At 40.9% G+C, this 23297-nt stretch carries 17 protein-coding genes; 1 reads left to right on the top strand and 16 read right to left on the bottom strand.

Annotated features, from left to right (window positions below; translation table 11 throughout):
* Positions 1-17: 17 nt before the first annotated feature.
* The 11 genes from MKL38_RS11735 to MKL38_RS11685 all read right to left on the bottom strand — a co-directional run bounded on the left by MKL38_RS11735 (position 18) and on the right by MKL38_RS11685 (position 15271).
* Entirely contained in the window at positions 18-905 is an 888-nt protein-coding gene (locus MKL38_RS11735) for a metal-dependent hydrolase (RefSeq protein WP_005044026.1), read from the bottom strand.
* A gap of 172 nt (positions 906-1077) precedes the next feature.
* Complete coding sequence (locus tag MKL38_RS11730) at positions 1078-2499, bottom strand: FAD-dependent oxidoreductase (protein WP_056482450.1); 1422 nt, start codon at positions 2497-2499, stop codon at positions 1078-1080.
* Between the two features lie 69 nt (positions 2500-2568).
* Positions 2569-7044, bottom strand: coding sequence for a glutamate synthase large subunit (gene gltB / locus MKL38_RS11725; RefSeq protein ID WP_171058514.1), 4476 nt, complete (start codon positions 7042-7044; stop codon positions 2569-2571).
* Between the two features lie 461 nt (positions 7045-7505).
* The gene (locus MKL38_RS11720; RefSeq protein WP_270903345.1) at positions 7506-8387 is read right to left on the bottom strand and encodes a hypothetical protein; all 882 of its coding nucleotides are present in this window, start codon (positions 8385-8387) and stop codon (positions 7506-7508) included.
* Between the two features lie 16 nt (positions 8388-8403).
* Positions 8404-9486 (bottom strand): 3-dehydroquinate synthase, encoded by a 1083-nt coding sequence (gene aroB, locus MKL38_RS11715; protein ID WP_270903344.1) that lies wholly within the window; start codon positions 9484-9486, stop codon positions 8404-8406.
* A gap of 28 nt (positions 9487-9514) precedes the next feature.
* A complete protein-coding gene (gene aroK, locus MKL38_RS11710) occupies positions 9515-10084 on the bottom strand; it encodes a shikimate kinase AroK (protein WP_003653807.1) in 570 nt (189 codons plus the stop codon).
* Positions 10085-10095: 11 nt separating this feature from the next.
* Positions 10096-12222 carry a type IV pilus secretin PilQ family protein gene (gene pilQ / locus MKL38_RS11705; RefSeq protein ID WP_270903343.1) on the bottom strand — a complete coding sequence of 709 codons (2127 nt, stop codon included), beginning with the start codon at positions 12220-12222 and terminating at the stop codon, positions 10096-10098.
* A gap of 62 nt (positions 12223-12284) precedes the next feature.
* Positions 12285-12812, bottom strand: a complete 528-nt coding sequence (locus MKL38_RS11700) for a pilus assembly protein PilP (protein ID WP_270903342.1) — start codon at positions 12810-12812, stop codon at positions 12285-12287.
* Between the two features lie 10 nt (positions 12813-12822).
* On the bottom strand, positions 12823-13575 hold the full coding sequence (locus tag MKL38_RS11695) for a type 4a pilus biogenesis protein PilO (RefSeq protein ID WP_270903341.1): 753 nt from the start codon (positions 13573-13575) through the stop codon (positions 12823-12825).
* Positions 13572-14213: a PilN domain-containing protein gene (locus MKL38_RS11690; protein WP_270903340.1), complete on the bottom strand. Its 642-nt coding sequence runs from the start codon at positions 14211-14213 to the stop codon at positions 13572-13574. The genes MKL38_RS11695 and MKL38_RS11690 overlap by 4 nt, the downstream gene beginning before the upstream one ends.
* Positions 14213-15271 carry a pilus assembly protein PilM gene (locus tag MKL38_RS11685; protein WP_005044043.1) on the bottom strand — a complete coding sequence of 353 codons (1059 nt, stop codon included), beginning with the start codon at positions 15269-15271 and terminating at the stop codon, positions 14213-14215. Before MKL38_RS11685 ends, MKL38_RS11690 begins: the two co-directional genes overlap by 1 nt.
* Positions 15272-15432: 161 nt before the next feature.
* Here MKL38_RS11685 and ponA point away from each other — a divergent pair, with 161 nt between their 5' ends.
* The gene (gene ponA / locus MKL38_RS11680; RefSeq protein WP_270903339.1) at positions 15433-17994 is read left to right on the top strand and encodes a penicillin-binding protein PBP1a; all 2562 of its coding nucleotides are present in this window, start codon (positions 15433-15435) and stop codon (positions 17992-17994) included.
* A 55-nt stretch (positions 17995-18049) separates the two neighbouring features.
* On the opposite strand, the gene MKL38_RS11675 is transcribed toward ponA, so the two are convergent.
* Genes MKL38_RS11675 through MKL38_RS11655 form a run of 5 tightly spaced genes read right to left on the bottom strand, consistent with a single transcriptional unit; the run spans position 18050 to position 23296 of the window.
* A complete protein-coding gene (locus MKL38_RS11675; protein WP_270903338.1) occupies positions 18050-18874 on the bottom strand; it encodes a putative RNA methyltransferase in 825 nt (274 codons plus the stop codon).
* A 2-nt stretch (positions 18875-18876) separates the two neighbouring features.
* Complete coding sequence (locus MKL38_RS11670) at positions 18877-19209, bottom strand: DUF7709 family protein (protein ID WP_270903337.1); 333 nt, start codon at positions 19207-19209, stop codon at positions 18877-18879.
* A gap of 59 nt (positions 19210-19268) precedes the next feature.
* On the bottom strand, positions 19269-20387 hold the full coding sequence (mraY, locus tag MKL38_RS11665; RefSeq protein ID WP_003653822.1) for a phospho-N-acetylmuramoyl-pentapeptide-transferase: 1119 nt from the start codon (positions 20385-20387) through the stop codon (positions 19269-19271).
* The gene (locus MKL38_RS11660; protein ID WP_270903336.1) at positions 20388-21788 is read right to left on the bottom strand and encodes a UDP-N-acetylmuramoyl-tripeptide--D-alanyl-D-alanine ligase; all 1401 of its coding nucleotides are present in this window, start codon (positions 21786-21788) and stop codon (positions 20388-20390) included.
* A gap of 8 nt (positions 21789-21796) precedes the next feature.
* A complete protein-coding gene (locus MKL38_RS11655) occupies positions 21797-23296 on the bottom strand; it encodes a UDP-N-acetylmuramoyl-L-alanyl-D-glutamate--2,6-diaminopimelate ligase (protein ID WP_270903335.1) in 1500 nt (499 codons plus the stop codon).
* Position 23297: the final 1 nt, after the last annotated feature.

Below are 23297 nucleotides of genomic sequence, written 5' to 3'. Positions count from 1 at the left end.
TTCAATCCGGTTATTTATTAACTTAATAGTTGGTCTTTTTCTTGTTGAAAACTTGCCATTCGATATTCATCTGCTAAAGAACTTTTCCAGTAATCGACCATACGGCCATAATCCTTTTGACTTGGATGGAAATCTTTTTTGTAATATGCGAAATATTCGGGCATGAGCTGAACAAGCATTTTAACCAGCAAATATAAACCAAATAAATTACCTCCGATTTTAGGTAAGCTATTCCATTTATCTTGCCAAAATAAGCGGGTTGTTCCATAAAAAGCGATACTGGCAAATCCTGTAGTGACACTACGCATGAGTAAGCGGCGAATACGATCATCCCCATACACATGCTGATAGACATCGAACGCCACTGAACGGTGCTCAATTTCTTCAATCGCATGCCATACCCAAAGTTTTAGTGCATCTTGATCTAACGTTTTTAATAACTCTGGGTGCTGTAAAACATATCCTCCAAGTAGAGCAGTAAAATGCTCAAAAGCACAGGTAAGGGCCAATTGCAGTTTAGGAGGAATCGTTCTTAAATATTTATCACGCTGATTTAGCCAGTTTTGAAAGCTGTCCAGATTATAATCATCACGCCGCCAAGCTTCATTAAACTCACCATGAGCTTTAGAATGCATTGCTTCTTGCCCAATAAAAGCGGCGATTTGAGCCTGTAATTGTGGATCGGAAACCTTATCACGTACATTGCGCACGCTATTTACGAAAAACTGCTCTCCTACAGGAAACGTTGAAGATAGTGCAGTTAAAAAGTGAGACATAAGAGGAGAATTCGCGAAATAGTGCCGCTTGATCGCCTTAGGATTAAATTCAAGGCGACGCACAGTAATACCCAAAGCTTTTCGACGATTTAAATATGATTTTTCTGCCGTCATACCTGCGATGTTCATATTCAACACCTATTGTATTGAAAAAGGAAGCTTTGAGTATGTCGTGAGCTTAAAAGGCTAAAAAGGGCTAAAAAGCTTATTGTATTTGCCAAAAATATCAAAGTGACTAGCGGTAAAAATAAAGCCTGCATCAAGCAGGCTTTATTAAAAACTTTAAAAATAGTTTTTTAGATTAAACACCGAGGTAGTCTAGAATTCCTTCAGCAGCTTGGCGGCCTTCCCAAATTGCAGTCACGACAAGGTCTGAACCACGGACCATATCGCCACCAGCAAAGATTTTCGGGTTCGATGTCTGAAATTTGAATTCTTGCTTTTCAGCTGCCACAACACGGCCTGAACCATCAAGATTAATATTCGCGTTACCAAACCAGTCAGCTGGGCTTGGGCGGAAACCGAATGCAAGTAAAACCGCATCAGCTGGTAATACTTCTTCAGAACCTGGAACTGGTTCAGGGCTACGACGGCCACGACTATCTGGTTCACCCATTTGAGTCGTCACCACTTTAACGCCTGTCACTTTGCCATTTTCGCCTACGATTTCAATCGGTTGACGATTGAACAAGAATTTCACACCTTCTTCATAGGCATTTTTTACTTCACGTGCAGATCCTGGCATGTTGCTTTCATCACGACGGTATGCACACGTTACATCATGAGCGCCTTGACGTAATGAAGTACGGTTACAGTCCATCGCTGTATCACCACCACCAAGTACAATCACTTTTTTACCATCTAAGCTAATGTACTCACTTGGGTCTTTTTCCCAACCTTGGCAACGGTTCACGTTAGAGATCAAGAAATCAAGTGCATCATAAACACCTGCAAGATCTTCACCTGGGAAGCCACCCTTCATGTAGGTATAAGTTCCCATACCCATGAATACAGCATCATATTCTGCAAGTAATTCATCAATGGTGACATCTGTACCAATTTCAGTATTTAAGCGGAATTCGATGCCCATACCTGTGAAAATTTCACGACGGCGTTTCATTACATCTTTTTCCATTTTAAATTCTGGAATACCGAATGTAAGTAAGCCACCAATTTCAGGACGCTTATCGAATACAACTGGCTTAACACCACCACGAGCTAAAATATCCGCGCAACCTAGGCCTGCCGGACCGGCACCAATGATTGCAACTTTTTTGTCAGTCCATTTCACACCTGACATATCTGGACGCCAGCCTAAAGCGAAGGCTGTGTCGTTAATATATTTTTCAGCATTACCAATAGTTACTGCACCAAAACCATCATTTAAGGTACAAGCACCTTCACATAAACGGTCTTGTGGACATACGCGACCACATACCTCAGGTAATGTGTTGGTTTGATGGCAAAGCTCAGCAGCTTGGAAAATTTGGCCTTCAGCGATGAGTTTTAACCAGTTTGGAATGTAGTTATGTACAGGACATTTCCATTCGCAATATGGGTTACCACAACCTAAACAACGGTGGGTCTGATTAGCGACAGTTTCCGATGTAAAAGGTTTATAAATTTCCACAAATTCTGCTTTGCGGACAGTAATATCTTTTTTCTCTGGATCTTGGCGTGCTACATCCAGAAATTGAAAGTCATTATTTAGGCGTTCTGCCATGTCTCTCTCCGTGGGTAGGCGCGGATTTCACTGTTGCCCGCACCTGCCTATGTCGTTGCAGTCGTGGAATTATTGTGGATCAGCTTGTGTTGTTTTCAAAAGCGTTTGCAAATTAGCAGCCTTTGGTTTCACAAGCCAGAATTTACGGCTGTAGAAATCGAACTCATTGCGGATTTTATAAGCCCAAGCACTACCTGTTTCTTTGATATGCTCATCGATAATACGCAACAAGAACTCTTTATGATCTTCCATAGATTCTGTTGAAATACGATTTAAATCAATCAATTCATGGTTGTAGTAATCTACAAAGTCATTATCAAGGTCAAGTACATAAGCAAAACCACCAGTCATGCCTGCACCAAAGTTATGGCCTACTTTACCAAGTACAGTCACAACACCACCTGTCATATATTCACAGCAGTGATCACCAGCACCTTCAATTACAGCAAATGCACCAGAGTTACGAACTGCAAAACGCTCACCCGCTGTACCTGCTGCAAAAAGCTTACCGCCAGTTGCACCATACAAACAGGTATTACCAATAATTGCCGTGTTCTGTGTTTGGAAAGGCGAACCTTGTGGTGGGAAAATTGAGATACGACCACCAGCCATACCTTTACCCACATAGTCGTTTGCATCACCTTCAAGACGGATGTGTAAACCACCAGCGTTCCATACACCAAGCGATTGACCAGCAGTACCAGTTAAGTTCATGACTACAGGATGCACTTCCATGCCTAAGTTGCCGTAGCGACGAGCAATTTCACCTGACACACGAGCACCGATCGAACGGTCACAGTTCACAACTTTGAAGTTGAACTGACCGCCTGCACTTGATTCAATTGCAGGAAGCATTTCCTCAACCATTTTCTCAGCCAATACACCTTTATCAAATGGTGCATTACCTTGTACTTCACAGTACTGTGCTTTACCGTCAGCAGATGGATGAGACGTTAACAATGCACTTAAATCAAGGTGAGCATGTTTTTCAGTTTCACCCGGTAATACTTCAAGTAAATCAACACGACCAATTAAGTCTTTCAATGAAGAAACACCTAAAGCTGCCAACCATTCACGAGTCTCTTCCGCAATAAAGTGGAAGAAATTGATGAGCATTTCTGGCTCGCCAATATAGTGCTCTTGACGTAAGTGGTCTTGTTGAGTTGCAACACCGGTTGCACAGTTGTTCAAGTGGCAAATACGTAAATATTTACAACCTAAAGCAATCATTGGTGTTGAACCGAAACCAAAACTCTCAGCGCCTAAAATTGCTGCCTTGATCACATCAAGACCAGTTTTTAAACCACCATCAGTTTGTACGCGTACTTTGCCACGTAAGTCATTCACGCGAAGTGCTTGATGCGCCTCACTGAGACCTAATTCCCATGGAGAACCCGCATGGTGAATTGATGAAAGTGGAGATGCTGCTGTACCACCGTCATAACCAGAAATAGTAATGAAGTCTGCATATGCCTTAGCAACACCAGCGGCAATTGTTCCCACACCCGGTTCAGATACCAGTTTTACTGACACCATTGCTTTCGGGTTAACTTGTTTCAAGTCAAAAATTAACTGAGACAAATCTTCAATTGAATAAATATCGTGATGTGGTGGAGGTGAAATCAGCGTTACACCCGGTACAGAGTAACGTAAACGTGCAATTAAGCCATTTACTTTACCGCCCGGTAACTGACCGCCTTCACCTGGTTTTGCACCTTGAGCAACTTTAATTTGCAATACTTCAGCAGAAGTTAAGTAAGCAGGTGTTACACCAAAACGACCAGATGCGATCTGTTTGATTTTCGAGTTACGAATTGTGCCGTAGCGAACAGGATCTTCACCACCCTCACCAGAGTTTGAACGACCACCAATCGTATTCATCGCGATTGCAATTGCTTCATGTGCTTCTGGAGAAAGAGCACCTAAAGACATACCTGCCGAGTCAAAACGAGGCAAGATATCTGCAACTGACTCTACTTGGTCAACTGGAATCGAATTCGTTGTTTTTAACTTGAATAAGTCACGAATGGTTGCAACCGGACGGTTGTTAACCAACTCAGCATATACTTTAAAGTCTTCATACTTACCAGAGCGAACAGCCGTATGTAATGAGTTAATCACGTCTGGGTTGAACGCATGGTACTCTTTATCAAATACGAATTTAAGTAAACCACCCTGATCTATCGGTTTACGATTTGACCAAGCTGTAGCAGCTAATTTTTTCTGATCTTTTTCAAGGTCAGCAAATGTTGCGCCCTGAATACGACTTGGAACACCTAAGAAACATTGATCTACTACTTCAGATGACAAACCAACTGCTTCAAAAAGCTGACCGCCACGATACGACGCAACTGTAGAGATACCCATTTTTGAAAGAACTTTTAATAGGCCTTTCTCAATCCCTTTACGGAAGTTCGCTTGTGCATGGATTGGATCACCTAAAAGCTCACCTTTAGCAATCAAATCATTGATCACGTCATATGCTAGGTATGGGTAAACTGCGGTTGCACCGAAACCAAGTAATACCGCAAATTGGTGCGGATCACGTGCAAAACCAGTTTCAACCATGATGTTAGCATCAGTACGTAAACCAGTTTTAATGAGGTAATGGTGTACCGCACCTGTTGCAAGTGCTGCATTTGCAGGCAAGAAACCTTGGCGAATATTTTTATCAGTTAAAACAATTAAAGTTTTACCATCACGAACTGCTTGTGCCGCTTCTTCACAAATACGTGTAATCGCAGCTTGCAAACCTTCTTCTTCAGCATAGTTCAAATTGATGTCAACAGACTCATAGCCTGCACGATCAATACTACGGATTTGCTGCATTTTTGAGTTAGACAGAACAGGGCTCGAAATAATGATTCGATCTGCGTGCTCTGGACCTTGCTCAAATACATTTTGCTCACGACCTAAACACGTCTCAAGGGACATTACAATCGATTCACGTAATGGATCGATTGGAGGGTTAGTCACCTGTGCAAATTGTTGACGGAAATAATCAGTCACATGACGTACTTGACGAGACAATACAGCCATTGGCGTATCATCACCCATAGAACCTACTGCTTCCTGACCACTTTCAGCAATTGGACGTAATAACTGGTCACGCTCTTCAAATGTCACCATAAACATTTTTTGAGCTGCTTTTAAAGCATCGCCAGTTAAACCTTGATCAACTAATTGTTCTTCAAGTTCAGGATTAGCCTTTAAGCGAATTGCATGATCACGCAACCATTCACGGTACGGACGCATGTTTTTAAGATGAGTGTTTACATCTTTAGTATCAAGCACTTTGCCTGTTAAGGTATCAACTACCAAAATTTGGCCTGGACCTACACGGCCTTTAGAAACCACGTCTTCAGGTTCATAGCCCCAAACACCAATTTCTGATGCTAAGGTAATGTAATCATTTTTAGTAATTACCCAACGTGCAGGACGTAAACCATTACGGTCAAGCATACAGATTGCATGACGACCATCTTGAATTACCAAGCCCGCAGGACCATCCCAAGCTTCCATGTGCTTAGAGTTGAACTCATAGAATGCGCGTAAGTCCGCATCTAAAGTTTCTACGTTTTGCCAAGCTGGTGGTACAAGCATACGTAATGCACGGAATAAATCCATACCGCCGCCGACCAATATCTCAAGCATATTATCTAAGCTTGATGAGTCTGAACCAGTACGGTTCACCATCGGGTTAAGTTCAGTTAAGCCCGGCAACAATGGATTTTCAAATTTAGGAGTACGTGCTAATGACCAGTTACGGTTTGCTGTAATGGTGTTAATTTCACCATTATGAGCAAGATAACGGAAAGGCTGAGCCAACGGCCAACGTGGTAAAGTGTTGGTCGAGAAACGTTGATGGAACACGACGATATGTGATTTTAAACGTTCGTCTGCCAAGTCTGTATAGAACTCAGCAATCGCAGCAGGCATCATCAAGCCTTTATAGGTGATCACTGTCGAACAAAGCGTAGTCACATAGAATAACGGATCTTTTTGTAATTGTTGTTCCGCACGGCGACGCGCCAAAAATAGCTTACGGTTGAACTCAACTTCGGTTACACCCATTGGACAGTTCACAATGACCTGTTCAAAAGCAGGTAAAGATTGAAGTGCAATTTCACCTAGTGCATCGTTATTTGTAGGCACAACGCGCCAAGCTAGTACGCGTAAGCCTTCTGCTTCTATTTCTTTATTTAAAATATTTTTAGAATGTTGCGCTAATGCCGGATCAATATTTAGAAATACCGTACCCACAGCAAAAACTTCGCTCAGTGTAATATCACTCAGTTTTTTTGCTTCATCACGAAAAAATTGCTTTGGCATCGCCAATAATAAGCCGCACCCATCTCCCGTCTTGCCATCTGCGGCAATACCACCACGGTGCGTCATGCAACTTAAACTGTGAATCGCGGTTTCTACAAGATGATGACTTGATTCACCCTTCATATGGGCAATCAGTCCAAAACCACAGTTATCCTTAAACTCATCAGGTTGATATAAACCTTGAGCGGGAGCTACAGTATTAGGCGATGGCATGTGCATAGCGTACCCTTCTTTCAATAAGGCTCTTTCGAGCGTCAAACAAACAACTTATTTCTGCGATATTGCCTACGGACGATAGTTAGCTCAATGTTTCGCAAAAAAAAATTTTGGGCTGATAAGCCAATATACGCTGTTCCATAAATGCGTACACTGGTTTTTGCTAGAAAAATGTTTTGACTTATTTCGCACTCTTTTAAAGCAGTTCGACCCCACGACTCTGCATAGACTTCACTCTTTAGAGCGCCAAAATAGTTAGCAGTACATTAATAAGCACAAGAATAAAGCAAAAACTATGCCAATACAGCTTTTACAACTTAAGTGTTTATATTTATTAAAAATAGATCAGTTTTATTCAGGTTATCATTTTAATAAATGACCAAATATGCACCACACTTGATCAAAGAGTATATGTATTTCTTATTATTGCACTATATTTGTGCAAATTATTCTTACCGTTAGTTCCCTCTTGCGCCCTCATTTGTTGCATTTTTTGGAGGAACTTCAGTTGCACGATTTTGTTGAGCCTTTTTAGCAGTATCAACAGCAGAATTAGACTGGTGTACATCTACAACATTCCCCTCTGCATCTCGACGAATAATAGTTGTCCGAGTTGTAGAGTTCGTTGCTGGAGCAGCCACTTTAGGTTGCGTACTGATAGCCCCATTTACACCTGCGCCCATGAGCAAAGACTCATCAATTTTAGGCAGGGCAGCTGGGCGTAACCGCACTTCATAAGTTTGGCTAATCCCACCTTTCATTTCATCCGCGCCCAAATCATTGACGAGTGGCACATAAGTCGAAAATTGTTGAGGTTGCGGCTTAATTGATTCAGGCAAATTAAGATTCAGTTGTGTTAACTGCTGAATTGCATCTTCAGAACGTTTAAATACGCCATATGTCAAAACATATTGTTCAGATTGCTTTTCTCCACTTAATCGGAAGTAGATAAATTTATTTCGGTCTGAACGATTCTTTAAAAAGTTTTTAATAATATCTTCGTCAGATGCACGGAACAGCTCAAGCGTCCATTGTTTCTTGTTTTCGTTAATAAACTTTGTACCGCGGAACTCTGCTTCATGTTGACCAGATACAACCGTCCGAGTCGTTAAATCAAGAGGCCTAACTTCATCAGCTAAAGCCCCCAAGTTAGCAGTTGTTGCCACTTTTTCTGGCTGAATTTGCACTGGTGCGTCTGAATCGGCTGCTTTTTCAACTTCGACAAGCTTCTTACTATCAGTCATTACCCAGAAAATAAAAGCCAGAAACAAGCAGACGATACCACCCACCAACCAGATATATTGTTGAACATTCTGCCAAAGTGTACGTGATACAGTCATGTGTTACCTTAATTTATTATCCGTGTAGATTTGCCAAAATAGCTTGTTTCATGAGTTCAACATCAAAGTCTTTAGTAATTACTGCTTGTCCAAGTTGCTTTAACAACACTAAACGTAATTGACCATTAAGGACTTTTTTATCATGTGCCATATATCCAAGGAATTCATCCAATGGAATTTTTGGACATGATATCGGCAAATTAGCGCGTTGAATAATTTTTTTTGTACGCTCTACATCATCGCTTGAAATCCAGCCTAAACGCTGTGATAAATCAGCTGCCATGACCATGCCGGTAGCAACTGCCTCACCATGCAACCAAGTACCATAACCAAGGTAAGATTCTATAGCATGACCAAACGTATGACCTAGGTTGAGTAAAGCACGCTCGCCTTGCTCTTTTTCATCATTTGCAACAATACGGGCTTTATGGGCACATGAACGATAAACAGCTTCTGCTAAAAGATTGGCATCTCGACCAACCAAGCCATCCATATTTTGTTCTAACCAAACTAGAAAATCGGCATCACCTAACAAGGCATACTTAATGACTTCTGACAATCCAGCAGACAACTCACGGTCAGGTAATGTATCGAGTTGAGCCATATCAGCTAAAACAACTTGAGGCTGCTGAAATGCACCAAGCATGTTCTTACCCAGTGGATGGTTAATGCCAGTTTTACCACCTACACTTGAATCTACCTGTGAAAGAAGTGTGGTCGGAACCTGAACAAAATATACACCACGCTGGAAACATGCTGAGGCGAAGCCAGCCATATCACCAATAACACCACCGCCTAAAGCTAAAACCGTACAGTCTCGGTTAAAACCAGCTTCAAGTAATGCATCAAAAATTAAATTTAAATGTTGAATGTCTTTATATTTTTCACCATCAGGCAAAATACAAGTAGCTATAGTTTTACCCAAACTTTTTAACGCTTCTTGATAATGAGATAAATATAAAGGAGCGACCGTTTCATTACTCACGATCATGACCTGTTGACCATGAATATAAGGCTCAAGCAACTGTTTAGGATCAAGTTGACTGCCAATAAAAATAGGGTAACGGCGTTCGCCTAATTCAACATGTAAAGTTTGCATGAGTTTATAAAACCACAAGTAAGTTTGGCTATATTAGCGTGTTAGACAAAATAAGTTGCAAAATCTTTTGAGCAAGATCACGAGCAGCACCCTGATTGGTTTCAATCGTATAATGAGCAACTTCACGATATAAAGGATCACGTGTTTTTAACAAATCACGCAATTTTTGTTCAGGGTTTTCAACTTGTAATAGAGGTCTGTTTTTATCGCGATACGTTCGTTGTAATTGAAGTTCCACAGGAGTGTAGAGGTAAACAACAATACCGCGCTGCTTTAGAAACTCACGATTTGGCGCTTGAGTGATGGCACCACCGCCAGTTGCCAATACCAAGGCATTACGTGAAGTCAACTCATTCAAAACAATGGTTTCACGAGTACGAAATCCAATTTCCCCTTCTTTTTCGAAAATCCAAGGAATAGTAGCACCCGTTTTGCGCTCAATTTCATGATCACTATCTAAAAATTCACGCCCCAATAGTTCGGCTAAATGACGTCCAACGGTTGTTTTTCCTGCCCCCATGGGCCCTACCAAATAAATATTTGGCAGGGTTTCAAACGCTTTGCTTGGCAAGGCGCCACCTATTTCAATTGCTTTCATTGAAAAATATATTAATGATTTCTCACCAAAGTGTCATTAACAATTCGTGGCGTAACGAAAATCAGTAACTCTTGTTTATCATCAGATTTCACATCTTTTCTGAATAAATGCCCAAGTACAGGAATATCACCAAAGAAAGGAACCTTGGTTTGTGAGTTAGATGTGGTTTGCTCAAATACCCCTCCTAAAATGACCGTTTCACCGTTATTCACCAATACATTGGTATTAATATTATTTTTATTTAAAATTAACTCACCATTAGGGGCTTCACCTGCCACAGAATCCTTAGAAATATCTAATTTCATTTGAATTTTACCATCAGGCGTAATACTCGGAGTAACATCTAAACTTAACAGTGCATCTTTAAAGGATGTAGTAGCTGTAGCACCCGCACCAGAAGTAGTCGTAGTCAGATAAGGAACTTGCTGACCAGTAGCAACTTTTGCAGATTGTTTATCTGCTGTCATGACTTTTGGGGTTGAAATCACTTCACCATAACCATCAGCCTGTAACGCCGAAAGTTCAAGATCTAACATGAAGTCAGACATACTAATGAGACCAAAAGCAATGCTTCCCGCAGGATTAGAAACCCCCAAATCAACATTTAAATTGTCTGGACGTTCAATCGTATATGTATAACCTCCCGTAGTCTCATCTTTTTTAGGCTCTCTTAAATTCCACAAGGTTGTTTCGCTACCACCAACCAACAAATTATTATTATTGGTGATCCCTTGCGATAATATCCCCCACTTGACTCCAAGTTCTTTGGTAAAAGAAGTAGATGCTCGAACAATACGTGCCTCAACCATGACCTGTTTGACTTGTACATCAAGCAACTCAATCATTTTACGAATTTTATCAATATTTTGGGCTGTGTCATTTACAATCAAAGTATTAGTACGCGTATCGGCAACAGCGCTACCACGTGAGCTCAATAAACTCTCTAAAGCAAGAGAATCTGAATTTGTAGTACGGTTTGCAACAGCCCCCTTACCATCACGGGTATCTTCAATTAGCTTAAGCACATCAATAGCTTTCGCATAACTCAGGCGGATATAATCTGTTTGAATCGGCGCTAACTTAATAGTTTGTGCCAAAGCTTTTGCCTCATCATCTTCTGCTTTAATTAACTCAGCGACTGGAGCAATCCAAATAACGTTACCATTTCTGCGTTTATCTAGATTCTTAGTTTTTAAAATAATATCAAGTGCCTGATCCCACGGAACATCTTTCAATCGCAAAGTAATATTGCCCTGCACACTATCGGCAGCCACCATATTAATGCCAGTAAAATCGGCAAGTAATTGTAGAACTCTACGAACTTCAATATCTTGGAAATCAAGAGAAAGCTTATTACCAGAGTAATTAGATGGCTTAGATGAAGAACTCACATTTTTGTCCTGAGGGCGTTTTAAGCTAATAGTGAGTTTATTTTCTGCCTGATAAGCCATATATTCATAGCTACCAGTAGATTGGATCGTAATAACGCCATTGCCTTTTTCGTTATAAGACTCAATAGTAGAAACAGGGGTCGCAAAATCGTTCACATTTAAACGTTTAGCTAAATGAGGGGGAATTTTAGAGCCGAGTGTCCTCACTACAACTTTGCTACCTTGTTGTTGCACATCAACAGGAGTATTACTTCCCAATAAATCAATAACAATTAACCCTTCACCTTGGCTACCACGCTGAAAACCAACATTTGAAACACCCTGGGGTTGGATCGTATTTGTTGATAAATGTTTAATGGCCGCTTGAGCTGAATTAATCTTTAAAATAAATGTATTGCCTTCTATGCGCGTTGTAAACGCGCCCGCCTCTTTTAAATTTACAGTTAAACGTGAACGCTGATCGTCAGAACTTACATCGACCGAGTTCGCTTCATTAGTACCAATCGCCACTTTTGACTGTGTTAAAGTCTGCTGAGCTTTATTAAAATCCAAAATCAAACGCGAAGGATTTTCAAGTTGATATGCCTGTGGTTGCGGCGGCAAACCATTAAACATAACCCTAATTTCTGTACCCTGACCTGCAATTTGTGTCGGTACAATATTGGTCATGCTGACCTGTGCAGATGCAACCTGCATAACTGCAATGGCTACAGCCCCCATAGAAAACTGACGGAATACGTGATTCATTGTCTGACCATCCCCAATTAAATAATCTTTAAAAATACTTTTTCTTTGTTATTCCCTAAATTTTAGGGTGCCGGTCCAATTAACACTAAGGTTCTTGGTCTCTCCACATAGCCTTCGCGCCCATCGGGAACAATTTCTACCAGATCAATCTGGGTTGGACCAATCTGGGTAATACGCCCTTGATTCATCCCGATATAGTTCCCCACCTGCACTCGCTCAATTTGCTGATCAGGTGATTGGATAAGAGCCAGTACTTGTCCACGGTTATTACGTATGCTTCCTTTCATGTTCAAGGATTCTAATGCATAACTTTCTAGAGGTTGAGGTGCACGTGAGAAATTCGGATATACCCGTTTTCCAGCCATAATTTTGAGCTCAGCAGCAAGTGAGCTTGGTAAAAATGGACTCTTTAGCTGATGAGCCGCATAATTAAATTGTGGTACAGGTGTGAAAACAGGTGCTGGATCTATCGGCTGTGGTGGCTGGTTACGTATATCTGCCATTTGCTGATTTACAGCGTCGATTCTTGAGTCACATCCGACTAAAACTAAACATGCCAAAATAGAAAAAGAAATTTGCTTAAGTTTCATTGTAATGCTCCTATTTCGACTGTGTATTAGCAGTAGAGGAAACAGGTGCTACTGAAGCCGAAGCGTTGTTTTCCGGATGTTCAGCATTTTCTACGGCGCCCATATAGCGATAAGTTTTTGCTTTAATAGAATAATTAAGTACAGGAATATCTGACTTACTATCTTTATTAACAGGTGCAGCTTCTACAACAAAGTCATGCATTGTCACAATACGTGGTAATGCCGCAATACTACTGACAAAAGCACCAAAAGCGTGATAATCACCAGTTGCTTCCATCGTAATAGGCTGTTCAATAAAAATTTCCTGCTTCACTTCATCTTCTAAACGGATATTTTTAAACTTCAGGCCAGAATTCACCCCAGTTAAGTTAATATCTTCAACCAAGCTTGGAATTTCGGTTTCTTTTGGCAGTTGCTCTAACTGCTGATTAAAGTTTGCTTGCATCTCTTGAAGTTGAAGCTGATATTGCTGCAAGTTACGCAATTTTGAATCTTTTTCTCGAAACTCATTCAACAAATTACTTTCTTGTGCCTGTGCATTATCAATTGCTTGTAGCTTTGGCTGAATAACAACAAAATATCCCAAAGCCAACACAGCAAAGAAAATAAAAACCCAGCAAGTAATTTTCACAGATAATGGCCAGCTACCATAACTGTTCATATCTAGTGTGTTAAATTGCTGAAGAAATTTTTCTAAAGTGATCTTTTTTTTCTTAGATGGAGCTTGTTCTAACGACAACTCATGAAGTTCATCCGGACTCATTTAACCGCCCCCTTATCCGTACTTACAGACGTATTGGCGGTATCATCTGTTGTAGTCACCCCCATTTCGCCCAAATCAACAGTCACAACAAAACTGCCATAGCTATCTTCCACTCGAGGAAGCAGCGAACTCGCAGTCTTATCTTTTTTCTCTTCAGTCGCCAAGAAAGAGTTCATAAAAGCGTTGCGATACCATGATGATGCTTCGAGATTACGTAATAACTCCGCAACCGTATTTGGACTTTCCGCTTTACCTTCAATGGTAAATTTATCTCCAGTTCGACTAAATTTAGTCAAATACATTGCAGCAGGAGTAACACGTACCAATTCATCTACCAAACGCACGACAACAGGGCGCTGACTTTGCAATCCCTGAATAAGTTTCATACGCTCGATAATAGCGTCACGCTGTTCTTGCAGACCATTTAAGGTTTTAAGTTGTTGATCTAGACTCTGGTTTGTACTGGTGATGAGTTGATTCGCTTGTTCTTGATCATTTAATTTTTGATTCAAATAAAACCACCCAGAAAATACAGTGGTGATCCCCAGAACAACGACCCCAAAACAGAAAATAATAAATTGCTTTTTGCGCTGTTCCCTAAGCCCATCGCGCCAAGGGAGTAAATTAATTGTTGCCATTAATCAAAACTCCTTAAAGCCAAGCCACATGCCACCATTAACGATGAGGCATCATTTTCAATTTTTTGAACGTCGACTTGAGGAGAAAAACCCATTTGTAAAAACGGATTGGCAATGGTCACACGGTAACCAAGCTTTTGCTGCAACAATTTGGCAAGCCCAGGAATATTGGCATTCCCTCCTGCTAGTAAAATATGGTCAATTTCATTGAATTGTGATGAAGAGAAGAAAAATTGTAGAGATCTAGCTGCTTGCTGCACGACAGCATCAAGAAATGGCTCTAAGACTTCAATATCATAATCATCTGGTAAAGAGCGCTCTTTTTTAGCCCGTCCCGCTTCTTCTAAAGACAAACCATAACGGCTTTGAATTTCCAAAGTAAGCTGTTTACCACCAAAGACTTGTTCACGGGTATAAATGATTTTGCCATTTTGCATAACCGATAATGTGGTCATGGTATGGCCGATATCTAAAATACCAATGGTATTTGCACCCATTGGCAAGCTATCAGCAAATACACTAAAAGCACGCTCGACAGCATAACTTTCTACATCAGCAAGCTTAGGAGTTAAGTCCACCAGTTCCAGCACTTCTACTCGTGTTTCAACATTTTCTGTTCTTGTTGCAACTAAAAGTACATTCACCCGGTTTGGATTAGGCAGTCGATCTGGTAAAACCTCAAAATCAAGGCTCACTTCATCCAAAGGGAACGGTATATACTGCTCCGCATCTAATCGAATCTGAACTTCTCGTTCATCATCATTCATATCTGCATCCATTTCGATGGTTTTATGAATAACCGTCGATGTTGGAACAGCAATTGCAGCGTTACTGGTTTGGGGATTTGCTAAATTCATCGCCCGTTCCAAAGCTTCCGCAACTGCCTCTGGATTCAAGATATTTTTTTCAACTACACTGTTCTCGGGTAAAGGCATCAAAGCATAGCTTTCTACCCAATATTTACCGTTCTTAACAGAGAGCTCTAACAACTTAACAGAAGTCGAACTAATATCGACACCCATTAACCCCTTATTCGGTTTACGATATAACCTGAGCACACTATTGTCCTATTATTTTTTTATCCCCAAAAAAAATTACAAACCAATAATCTAGGTCTTTATTTTTACACGGATACAATATCTCATCTAACAATCCGCATGTCTAAAGGCTATACTGACCACAATTAGTTTGTATTCGATCTTATTAAAGCTTACTTATCATGAAAAAGCTATCCAGTTTGGGCTTCGTGCGTCCAATTTTTTTGATCATTATTATTATCTTAGTCTCACTTCCGATGGGCTTTTATGGCATGTATCTCTATATCGCCCCATCGCTCCCAGAAATGAGTTCACTAAAAAAAGCTCCGCTTTTAAAACCACTACAGGTCTACACATCAGATAATCAACTGATTGCCGAGTATGGTGGTAAGTTGTCTATTCCGGTTGAATACAAACAAATTCCTCCTGCTTTTATTCATGCATTTTTAGCAGCAGAAGACTCTTCTTTCTTTGAACATAGCGGGATCAGTTTTAAGGGTTTAGGGCGTGCTTTAAGTGAAAGTGTGACTGGTTCTGATGTGCAAACTGGTGGTTCAACCATCACTATGCAGGTTGCAAAGAACTATTATTTGAGTCCAGAAAGAACATTAAAACGCAAAATAACCGAGATCTTTTTGGCTCGAAAAATTGAGCAAAATTTATCCAAAGAAGAAATTCTCAGTCTCTATGTGAATAAAATCTTCTTAGGAAAAAATGCTTACGGGATCGCAGCAGCAGCCAAAATTTATTACAACAAAAGTATTAATGAACTCAGCATTGCTCAAATGGCAATGATCGCAGGTTTACCAAAAGCGCCTTCTAAATACAACCCTGTGGTTAATCCAGAGCGTGCACTTGAAAGACGTAACTGGATTTTAGGTCGCATGTTACAGCTGGGTTATATCTCTCAAGCAGAATATCAAAAAGCTGTAGCTGAACCGATCAACCTCAACATGCCCAATCGGGATCTAAATAATATTCACCCTTATGCAGGTGAAATGGTTCGTTCAGAACTCGTAAAACATTTTGGCGAACAAGCAATTGATTCTGGCTATAAAGTCTATACAACCATCAATGCTAAACGCCAAGCGATTGCTGAAAAATCTGTGCAAGATGGTCTTGAAGCTTATGACCGTCGTCATGGCTGGCGCGGTGCTGAAGCACATGACAAACCATTAAGTGAATTTAGAGCATATGCCAACACCTACCCTGCACAAGTTACTAAGGTAAATAGCAGTTCTTTTGAAGCATTAATGCAAGATGGTACAACGGTTACTGTACAGTGGTCAGGTATGTCATGGGCCCGCCCCTATCGCAATGCGAATAGTGTAGGTGGTGCTCCTTCCCGTGCATCTCAGATTGTTCAAGTTAAAGATATCGTTCGCTTACGTCCAAATGATGCAAAAACAGCATGGTCTTTAGTTCAGGTTCCAAAAGTTCAAGGTCAACTTATTGCGATTAACCCGAATGATGGTTCAATTGAAGCAATTGTAGGTGGTTATAACTTCTATCAATCGAAATTTAACCGTGCTTTGCAAGGCTGGCGCCAACCGGGTTCGACGATTAAACCTTTTGTCTATGCATTGGCACTAGAGCGCGGTATGACGCCGTACAGTATGGTGAATGATAGTCCTATCACGATTGGTAAGTGGACACCGAGAAACTCAGACGGTCGTTATTTAGGAATGATTCCATTACGCCGTGCGTTGTATTTATCTCGTAACACCGTATCTGTACGTCTTTTACAGACAGTCGGAATTGAACGTACTCGCCAGTTATTTATGGATTTTGGTTTACAAGAAGATCAAATTCCACGTAACTACACCATTGCCTTAGGTACTCCTCAAGTCTTGCCAATTCAAATGGCAACTGGATATTCGACTTTTGCCAATGGCGGCTACCGCATTCAGCCGCACTTTATTCAACGTATTGAAGATGCGTACGGTAAAGTGATTTATGAAGCTAAGCCAGAATATGCATGTATTCCATGTATTAACGCGCCTGACACAACTGATGACGAGCAAAAAACGACGACAACAGATGATGAAGTGATTGAAGTTACTAATAAAGATGTAGAGCAGAAAGAAAAGGCAGCTAAGCAACTTAATCTTAAACAGACTGATAAAGCGAACAGTGAATATCGTCAGGCACAGCGTATTTTAAAATCAAGTTCTGCCTATGACATGGCTAATATTTTACGAGACGTTATTGAACATGGTACAGGCCGTGCTGCGCTTAAAATTGGTCGTAATGACTTAGGCGGTAAAACAGGTACAACCAACGATGCAAAAGACGCATGGTTTGCTGGCTTCAACGGCAAGTTAGTTACTGTGACGTGGGTTGGATTTGACCAACCGACGACACTAGGTCGTCGTGAGTACGGCGGTATTGCTGCATTACCGATCTGGATCAACTTCATGGGTCAAGCATTGGAAGGTACACCATCAGCTTGGGTTCGCCTCGACAAAGATGCTCAAGCACCTATTTCACGTGACAAAACTCAAGCGGTAGTAGAAGTTAGCGACAAGAAAACCTATCGTGCAGCTCCACCATTGGCTCGTCCGCTATATCGTCCAGCACCACCGCAACCGAAGCTCAACAATAACAATGACTTTGCCGATTTACCTGGCGAAGAAATTGTTATTCCATCAAAAGCTGCACCTCCTGCTATGAAACCTTCGCAGGAACCCGCGCCTAAGCGAGAAAAAGATGAACTAGAAAATCTAATTAATCAGATTGAATAAATAATAAAAAAGCCATCGTTAGATGGCTTTTTTATTGCGCTTTAAAAATAGTCTATTAGCTAGCTTCTTTATTACGCTTCTGAAAGACATAAATTTGAAAAGAGGCCGTTACTTCTAATTGCGACTGCTGCTCTAACTGCAAACGACGTTCGGGAGAAGCTTTATAAGCATAAGGCGTCATAGCAATTAGATTTTTTAAGGACTGCTGATCAAGCACAAAAGGGGCATCAATAATTTGCTCTTGCTTGAGCTCGAACAAATCTTGCAACTGCTCCACAAACTTTTCTGGTGTATGAGGGTTAACCTGCTCAAATAAAGCTTCACGCATTGCATATAAATGTTCAGATGCTGGAGTAACAACAATTAAATACCCATCATCTTTTAAAACACGTGCAATTTCTGCTTGTGGAATTGGACTAAACAAACTAGTACATGCATCCATACTTTGATCAAGCACAGGCAAAGTCGCACCAGTTCCCACAACCCAAGTCACCTCAGTATTAAGCTTTGCTGCGCGCTGTACCGCATTTTTTGCAATATCAACACCAACACATTGCTCAACAACTTGCTGCATAGCACTAGTGTAGTAACCTTCACCACACCCAATATCAAGTACAGTTTTTACATCGAGTTGTTTCAATAAATCGACTACAGCATGTTGTAAGGGCTGGTAATAACCGCCTTGTAAAAAAGCTCGTCTCGCATCGACTGACTCTGGTGTATCTCCAGGGTTTTTACTATGTTTATGTTGTACAACATGTAAGTTCACATAACCTTGTTTAGCGACATCATAACTATGCCCTTGTCCACATCGCCAAGTTTTTTCATTTAAATTGAGAGACTGACGACACACAGGACACATTAAAATTTGCTTAGTCACTTTTAATTATTCTCTTGTTCTTTTTGCTGTAAATAAGACTTTGCGTGCATTCCCACAAATGTACGCCCAGCATTTGTTCCGTTAATCCATTCGTCCACCTGAAATAAATCAAATAGACCAACCTTGACTAAAGTTGGAATTGCGATCTTTAATTCCTCTTCAATCTGTCCTCTTTGCCCTGCATTATATAATTCAATATTATGCAACATTGTAGCGACAGTTCCTGTTTGTACCTGACTTCCATCTTTAAGTACGACCTGAGGTAATACCTCACCCTCACCAACCACTTTTTGATTAATTACAGATAATTGGTCTAGACCAGCAACTTTTGTCATTCATCTCTCCAATAAAAAAAGCCAGTAGAACTGGCTTTATATTGACACTAAAATAAGATCTATCGCAATTTTAAAGTCATTAGACCTAAAACTACTAATATAATTGTAATAATCCAAAAACGAATCACAACTTGGGTTTCTTTCCAGCCCTGCTTTTCATAGTGATGATGCAACGGCGCCATTAAGAATACGCGTTTATTACGCATTCGCAGCGATCCAATTTGCAAGAAGACAGATACTGCTTCCATAACAAACACACCACCCATAATCGCAAATACGATTTCTTGGCGTACCATGACAGCAATTGTTCCAAGCATCGCGCCTAAAGCTAAAGCGCCAACATCACCCATAAAGATTTGGGCAGGGTGCGCGTTATACCAAAGAAATGCTAAACCTGCGCCAATCATCGCAGAGCAGATCACAACAAGCTCAGAGGTATATTTCACATATGGAATATGCAAATAGTTAGCAAAACGGATGTCTCCAGACAAGTAAGCAAATACACCTAAGCCTGTAGCTACCATTACAACAGGCATGATCGCCAAGCCATCTAAACCATCGGTTAAGTTAACCGCGTTAGAAGCACCATTAATCACCAGATAGGTAAATACAATAAATGCCAAGCCTAAAGGAACAATTGAGAGTGGAATTGAAAGATTCTTAAAGAAAGGAATCAATAAATCCAGCATATTTGCAGTATGTTCTGCATTGGACTGTTGAGTTGCGATTAAATATAACGCAATACCAGCACCAAGGGATGCAACAGAAGTCCAGAAAAACTTCTTACGTGCAGGTAAACCTGCATTGTCTTTATAGCGAATTTTAATCCAGTCATCTGCCCAACCTACAGCACCGAACACAACCATTACACCAAGCACAATCCAGACATAAGGGTTAGATAAATCAGCCCAGAGTAAAGTACTAATCCCAATTGAAAGCAGAATTAAAATCCCGCCCATCGTTGGTGTACCCATCTTTTTAGCATGATTTTCAGGAGCAAATGAACTTACTGCCTGACCGTATTTTAACGCTTGTAATTTACGAATCATGATCGGTCCGAGGACCAAACCAATGGTCAGGGACGTTAATACACTGAGTAAAGAACGTAATGTTAAATAACGAACGACCTGAAACGAACTGTGATAGCCCGCAAGTTGTTCAAACAACCATAACAGCATTTAAAGTTTCTCCATCAAATCAGCCATCAACGTTTCCATATGAGTAAAGCGAGAACCTTTAAACAGGAAACTCATGGACTGGGGTTGATGTGTTTGGATTAGATTGATTAGAAATGGAAGCGCCTCAGCTTGTGTCTGAAATGCTTTCACTTTATTGGAATGAGAGTCTGCACCCTCGAGAGCGGCTGAAGCAAACTGCCCAACTGCAATAATATGATCTAAAGGAAGTTCGGCGAGATCATGGCCTAAATCGTGATGCTCTTGCCAACTGCTATCTCCCAATTCACCAATATCACCCATTACCATCACTTTTATGCCTTGTTGCTGCAACAATACTTGCGCAGCAGCACGCATAGAATTTGGATTGGCGTTGTAAGTATCATCAATAAATAAGTAAGGAGATTTTTGAATAAAGTTTAGACGACCTTTAGCACCCTGAGCTTGCTCTAAGCCTTGGACAATATCTTCAAGTCCAATACCAAGCGCCAAAGCAAAGGCTACAGCCGCAGTAGCATTTTGCACATTATGCTCACCTGCAAAAGGGAGTTTAACGGAACTCGTCCCTTGCGGCGTATGTAGGGTAAAATTTGTTGATTGAGGCAGTAACTCAATATCTGTTGCATAAATATCGCCCCCTACGCCAAATGTAGAAATGCGATGTGCTTGCGCAGCTTTATGAATTTCAGCCGTAAAGTCATCTTGTTGTGGAACGATTGCAACGCCATTTGGTAAAATATGACGATAAATTTCTGATTTTGCGCGGCAAATACCTTCACGTCCGCCAAATTCGCCTAAATGAGCTGTCCCAATATTTAAAATGCCTGCAACATGCGGCTGCACCAACTTAGAAGTATAATCAATTTCACCCTGATGACTTGCACCTAGTTCCATTACAGCAAACTGATGTTCTTTTCTCAGTTCAAGCAACATCATGGGTACACCGAGGTCATTATTTAAATTACCACGGGTGATTAATGTCGGAGCTAAACGCGATAAAATACTACCCAGCATTTCTTTGGTTGTGGTTTTACCGCTACTACCTGTTAAAGCAATCACTTTTAGTTGTGTATTTTGCTCACGACGATAAGCGCCAAGTTGCCCGAGAGCCAAGCGAGTGTCGACAACAACTAGTTGGGCAATATCTACATCTAAAGGGCGTTCAACAATTGCGATTTGACAACCATTCGCTGCAACCTGAGCTACAAAGTCGTGCGCATCAAAACGTTCACCCTTAAGTGCTAAAAAAACATCCCCAGTTTCCGCATGACGTGAGTCCGTCAAAATACGTTTAATTTCAGTTTGAGGGATCTGGTCTTTATGCCAGTAGCCCTGTGTTGCCTGTTGTAATTGCTGAGCTGTCCACGGTTCCAAAGGCACGGTACTGGTGGTTGAAGTATGCATAATTTGTCCTATTGTGCAGGGTAAGCAGCGTCTACAGTATGGTGTTGCGCAGCAATCGCTGATTGAACTTCAACAACATCATCAAACCAGTGACGCACACCATTAATTTCTTGATAATTTTCATGGCCTTTACCAGCAATAACAACAATATCACCAGCCTGAGCCTGCTGTGCAACAAACTTAATTGCTTCACGGCGGTCATGAATTTCCTGCATACGATGACCTGAAAAATCGATTCCTTGCTTCATGTCAGCAAAAATTTGTTCAGGGTCTTCGGTTCTTGGATTATCTGAAGTCAAAATAATCGGATTTGCGCCGTCTAAAGCGGCTTGAGTCATTAGTGGACGTTTGCCTCGATCCCGATCTCCACCACATCCGAATACAGCCCAAAGTTGATTAGAAACATGACGTTTTAGAGTTTTAAGTACCTGAATCAAAGCATCAGGTGTGTGCGCATAATCCACAACAAATAAACGCTCACCATCACGAATGACCTGCATTCGTCCCGGCGCACCAATCAATTGAGGGACAAAAGCGACTAATGCTTCTAAATCAAAACCTGCTTGCTCAGCAGCAATAAGTGCTGCAATCAAGTTTTCGACATTGAAATGTCCCAATAATGGACTTTGAACAGCAAAAGAACCTTGCTGGCTGACTAAATTAAAAGTCGCCCCTGCCAAACTGTAACTTAGGTCACTAATATAATAATCTGCTGTATTTTGAGTAAGCGAATACGTCAGAATCTTTGGCTGAGCAGGATTTTGTTTTGCTGCATTTATCATTAGAGCAGCATATTCATCATCCAGATTAATAACAGCCACTTTTAAAGAGCTGAAGCGGAATAAAAGAGCCTTAGCTTCAGCATAAGCCTCTAAAGTTCCATGATAATCCAGATGATCACGGCTCAAATTGCTATAAACGGCAATTTCAATAGCACAACCATTTAAACGGCCCTGCTCCAAACCATGTGAGCTTGCTTCCAAAGATGCAAAAGTTGCACCTTGTTTAGCATAGCCATGTAACGCATTTTGTAATTGTAAAGCATCAAGTGTGGTATGCGTTGATGGTGTTAAGTCTGGCAAAATACCATTACCCGTAGTTCCCATCACTGCACATTGCTGTTGTTGCGAACTAATTAACTCAGCAATTAGACGTGAAATTGTCGTTTTACCGTTTGTGCCTGTCACTGCAACAATACGTGCTGGTGCAACTGGATCTATCTGCTGCAAATAACGCTGTTGCCATTCACCCATACGTTGACGCACATCAGGACATACCCACTCATTTTCCAAACCCAACTTAGTCTCGCTAATGATAGCAAGTGCACCATTGGCTAAAGCTGACTCCGCAAATATACGCGTTTTTTCAGGTTGGCTATAACTGGTCAAGGCAATAAAGATTTGGCCTGACTCAACCTTACGGCTGTCTAAACTAAAGCCATGAAAAGGCTGCTTAGACCACTGTGCATCAATCTCGACTGGATTAATTTCTTGAAAAGAAACAGACATA

This window comes from Acinetobacter sp. AOR14_HL (assembly GCF_027855175.1).
GTDB lineage: Bacteria > Pseudomonadota > Gammaproteobacteria > Pseudomonadales > Moraxellaceae > Acinetobacter > Acinetobacter calcoaceticus.
This window is presented reverse-complemented; position numbering and strand designations above follow the sequence as displayed.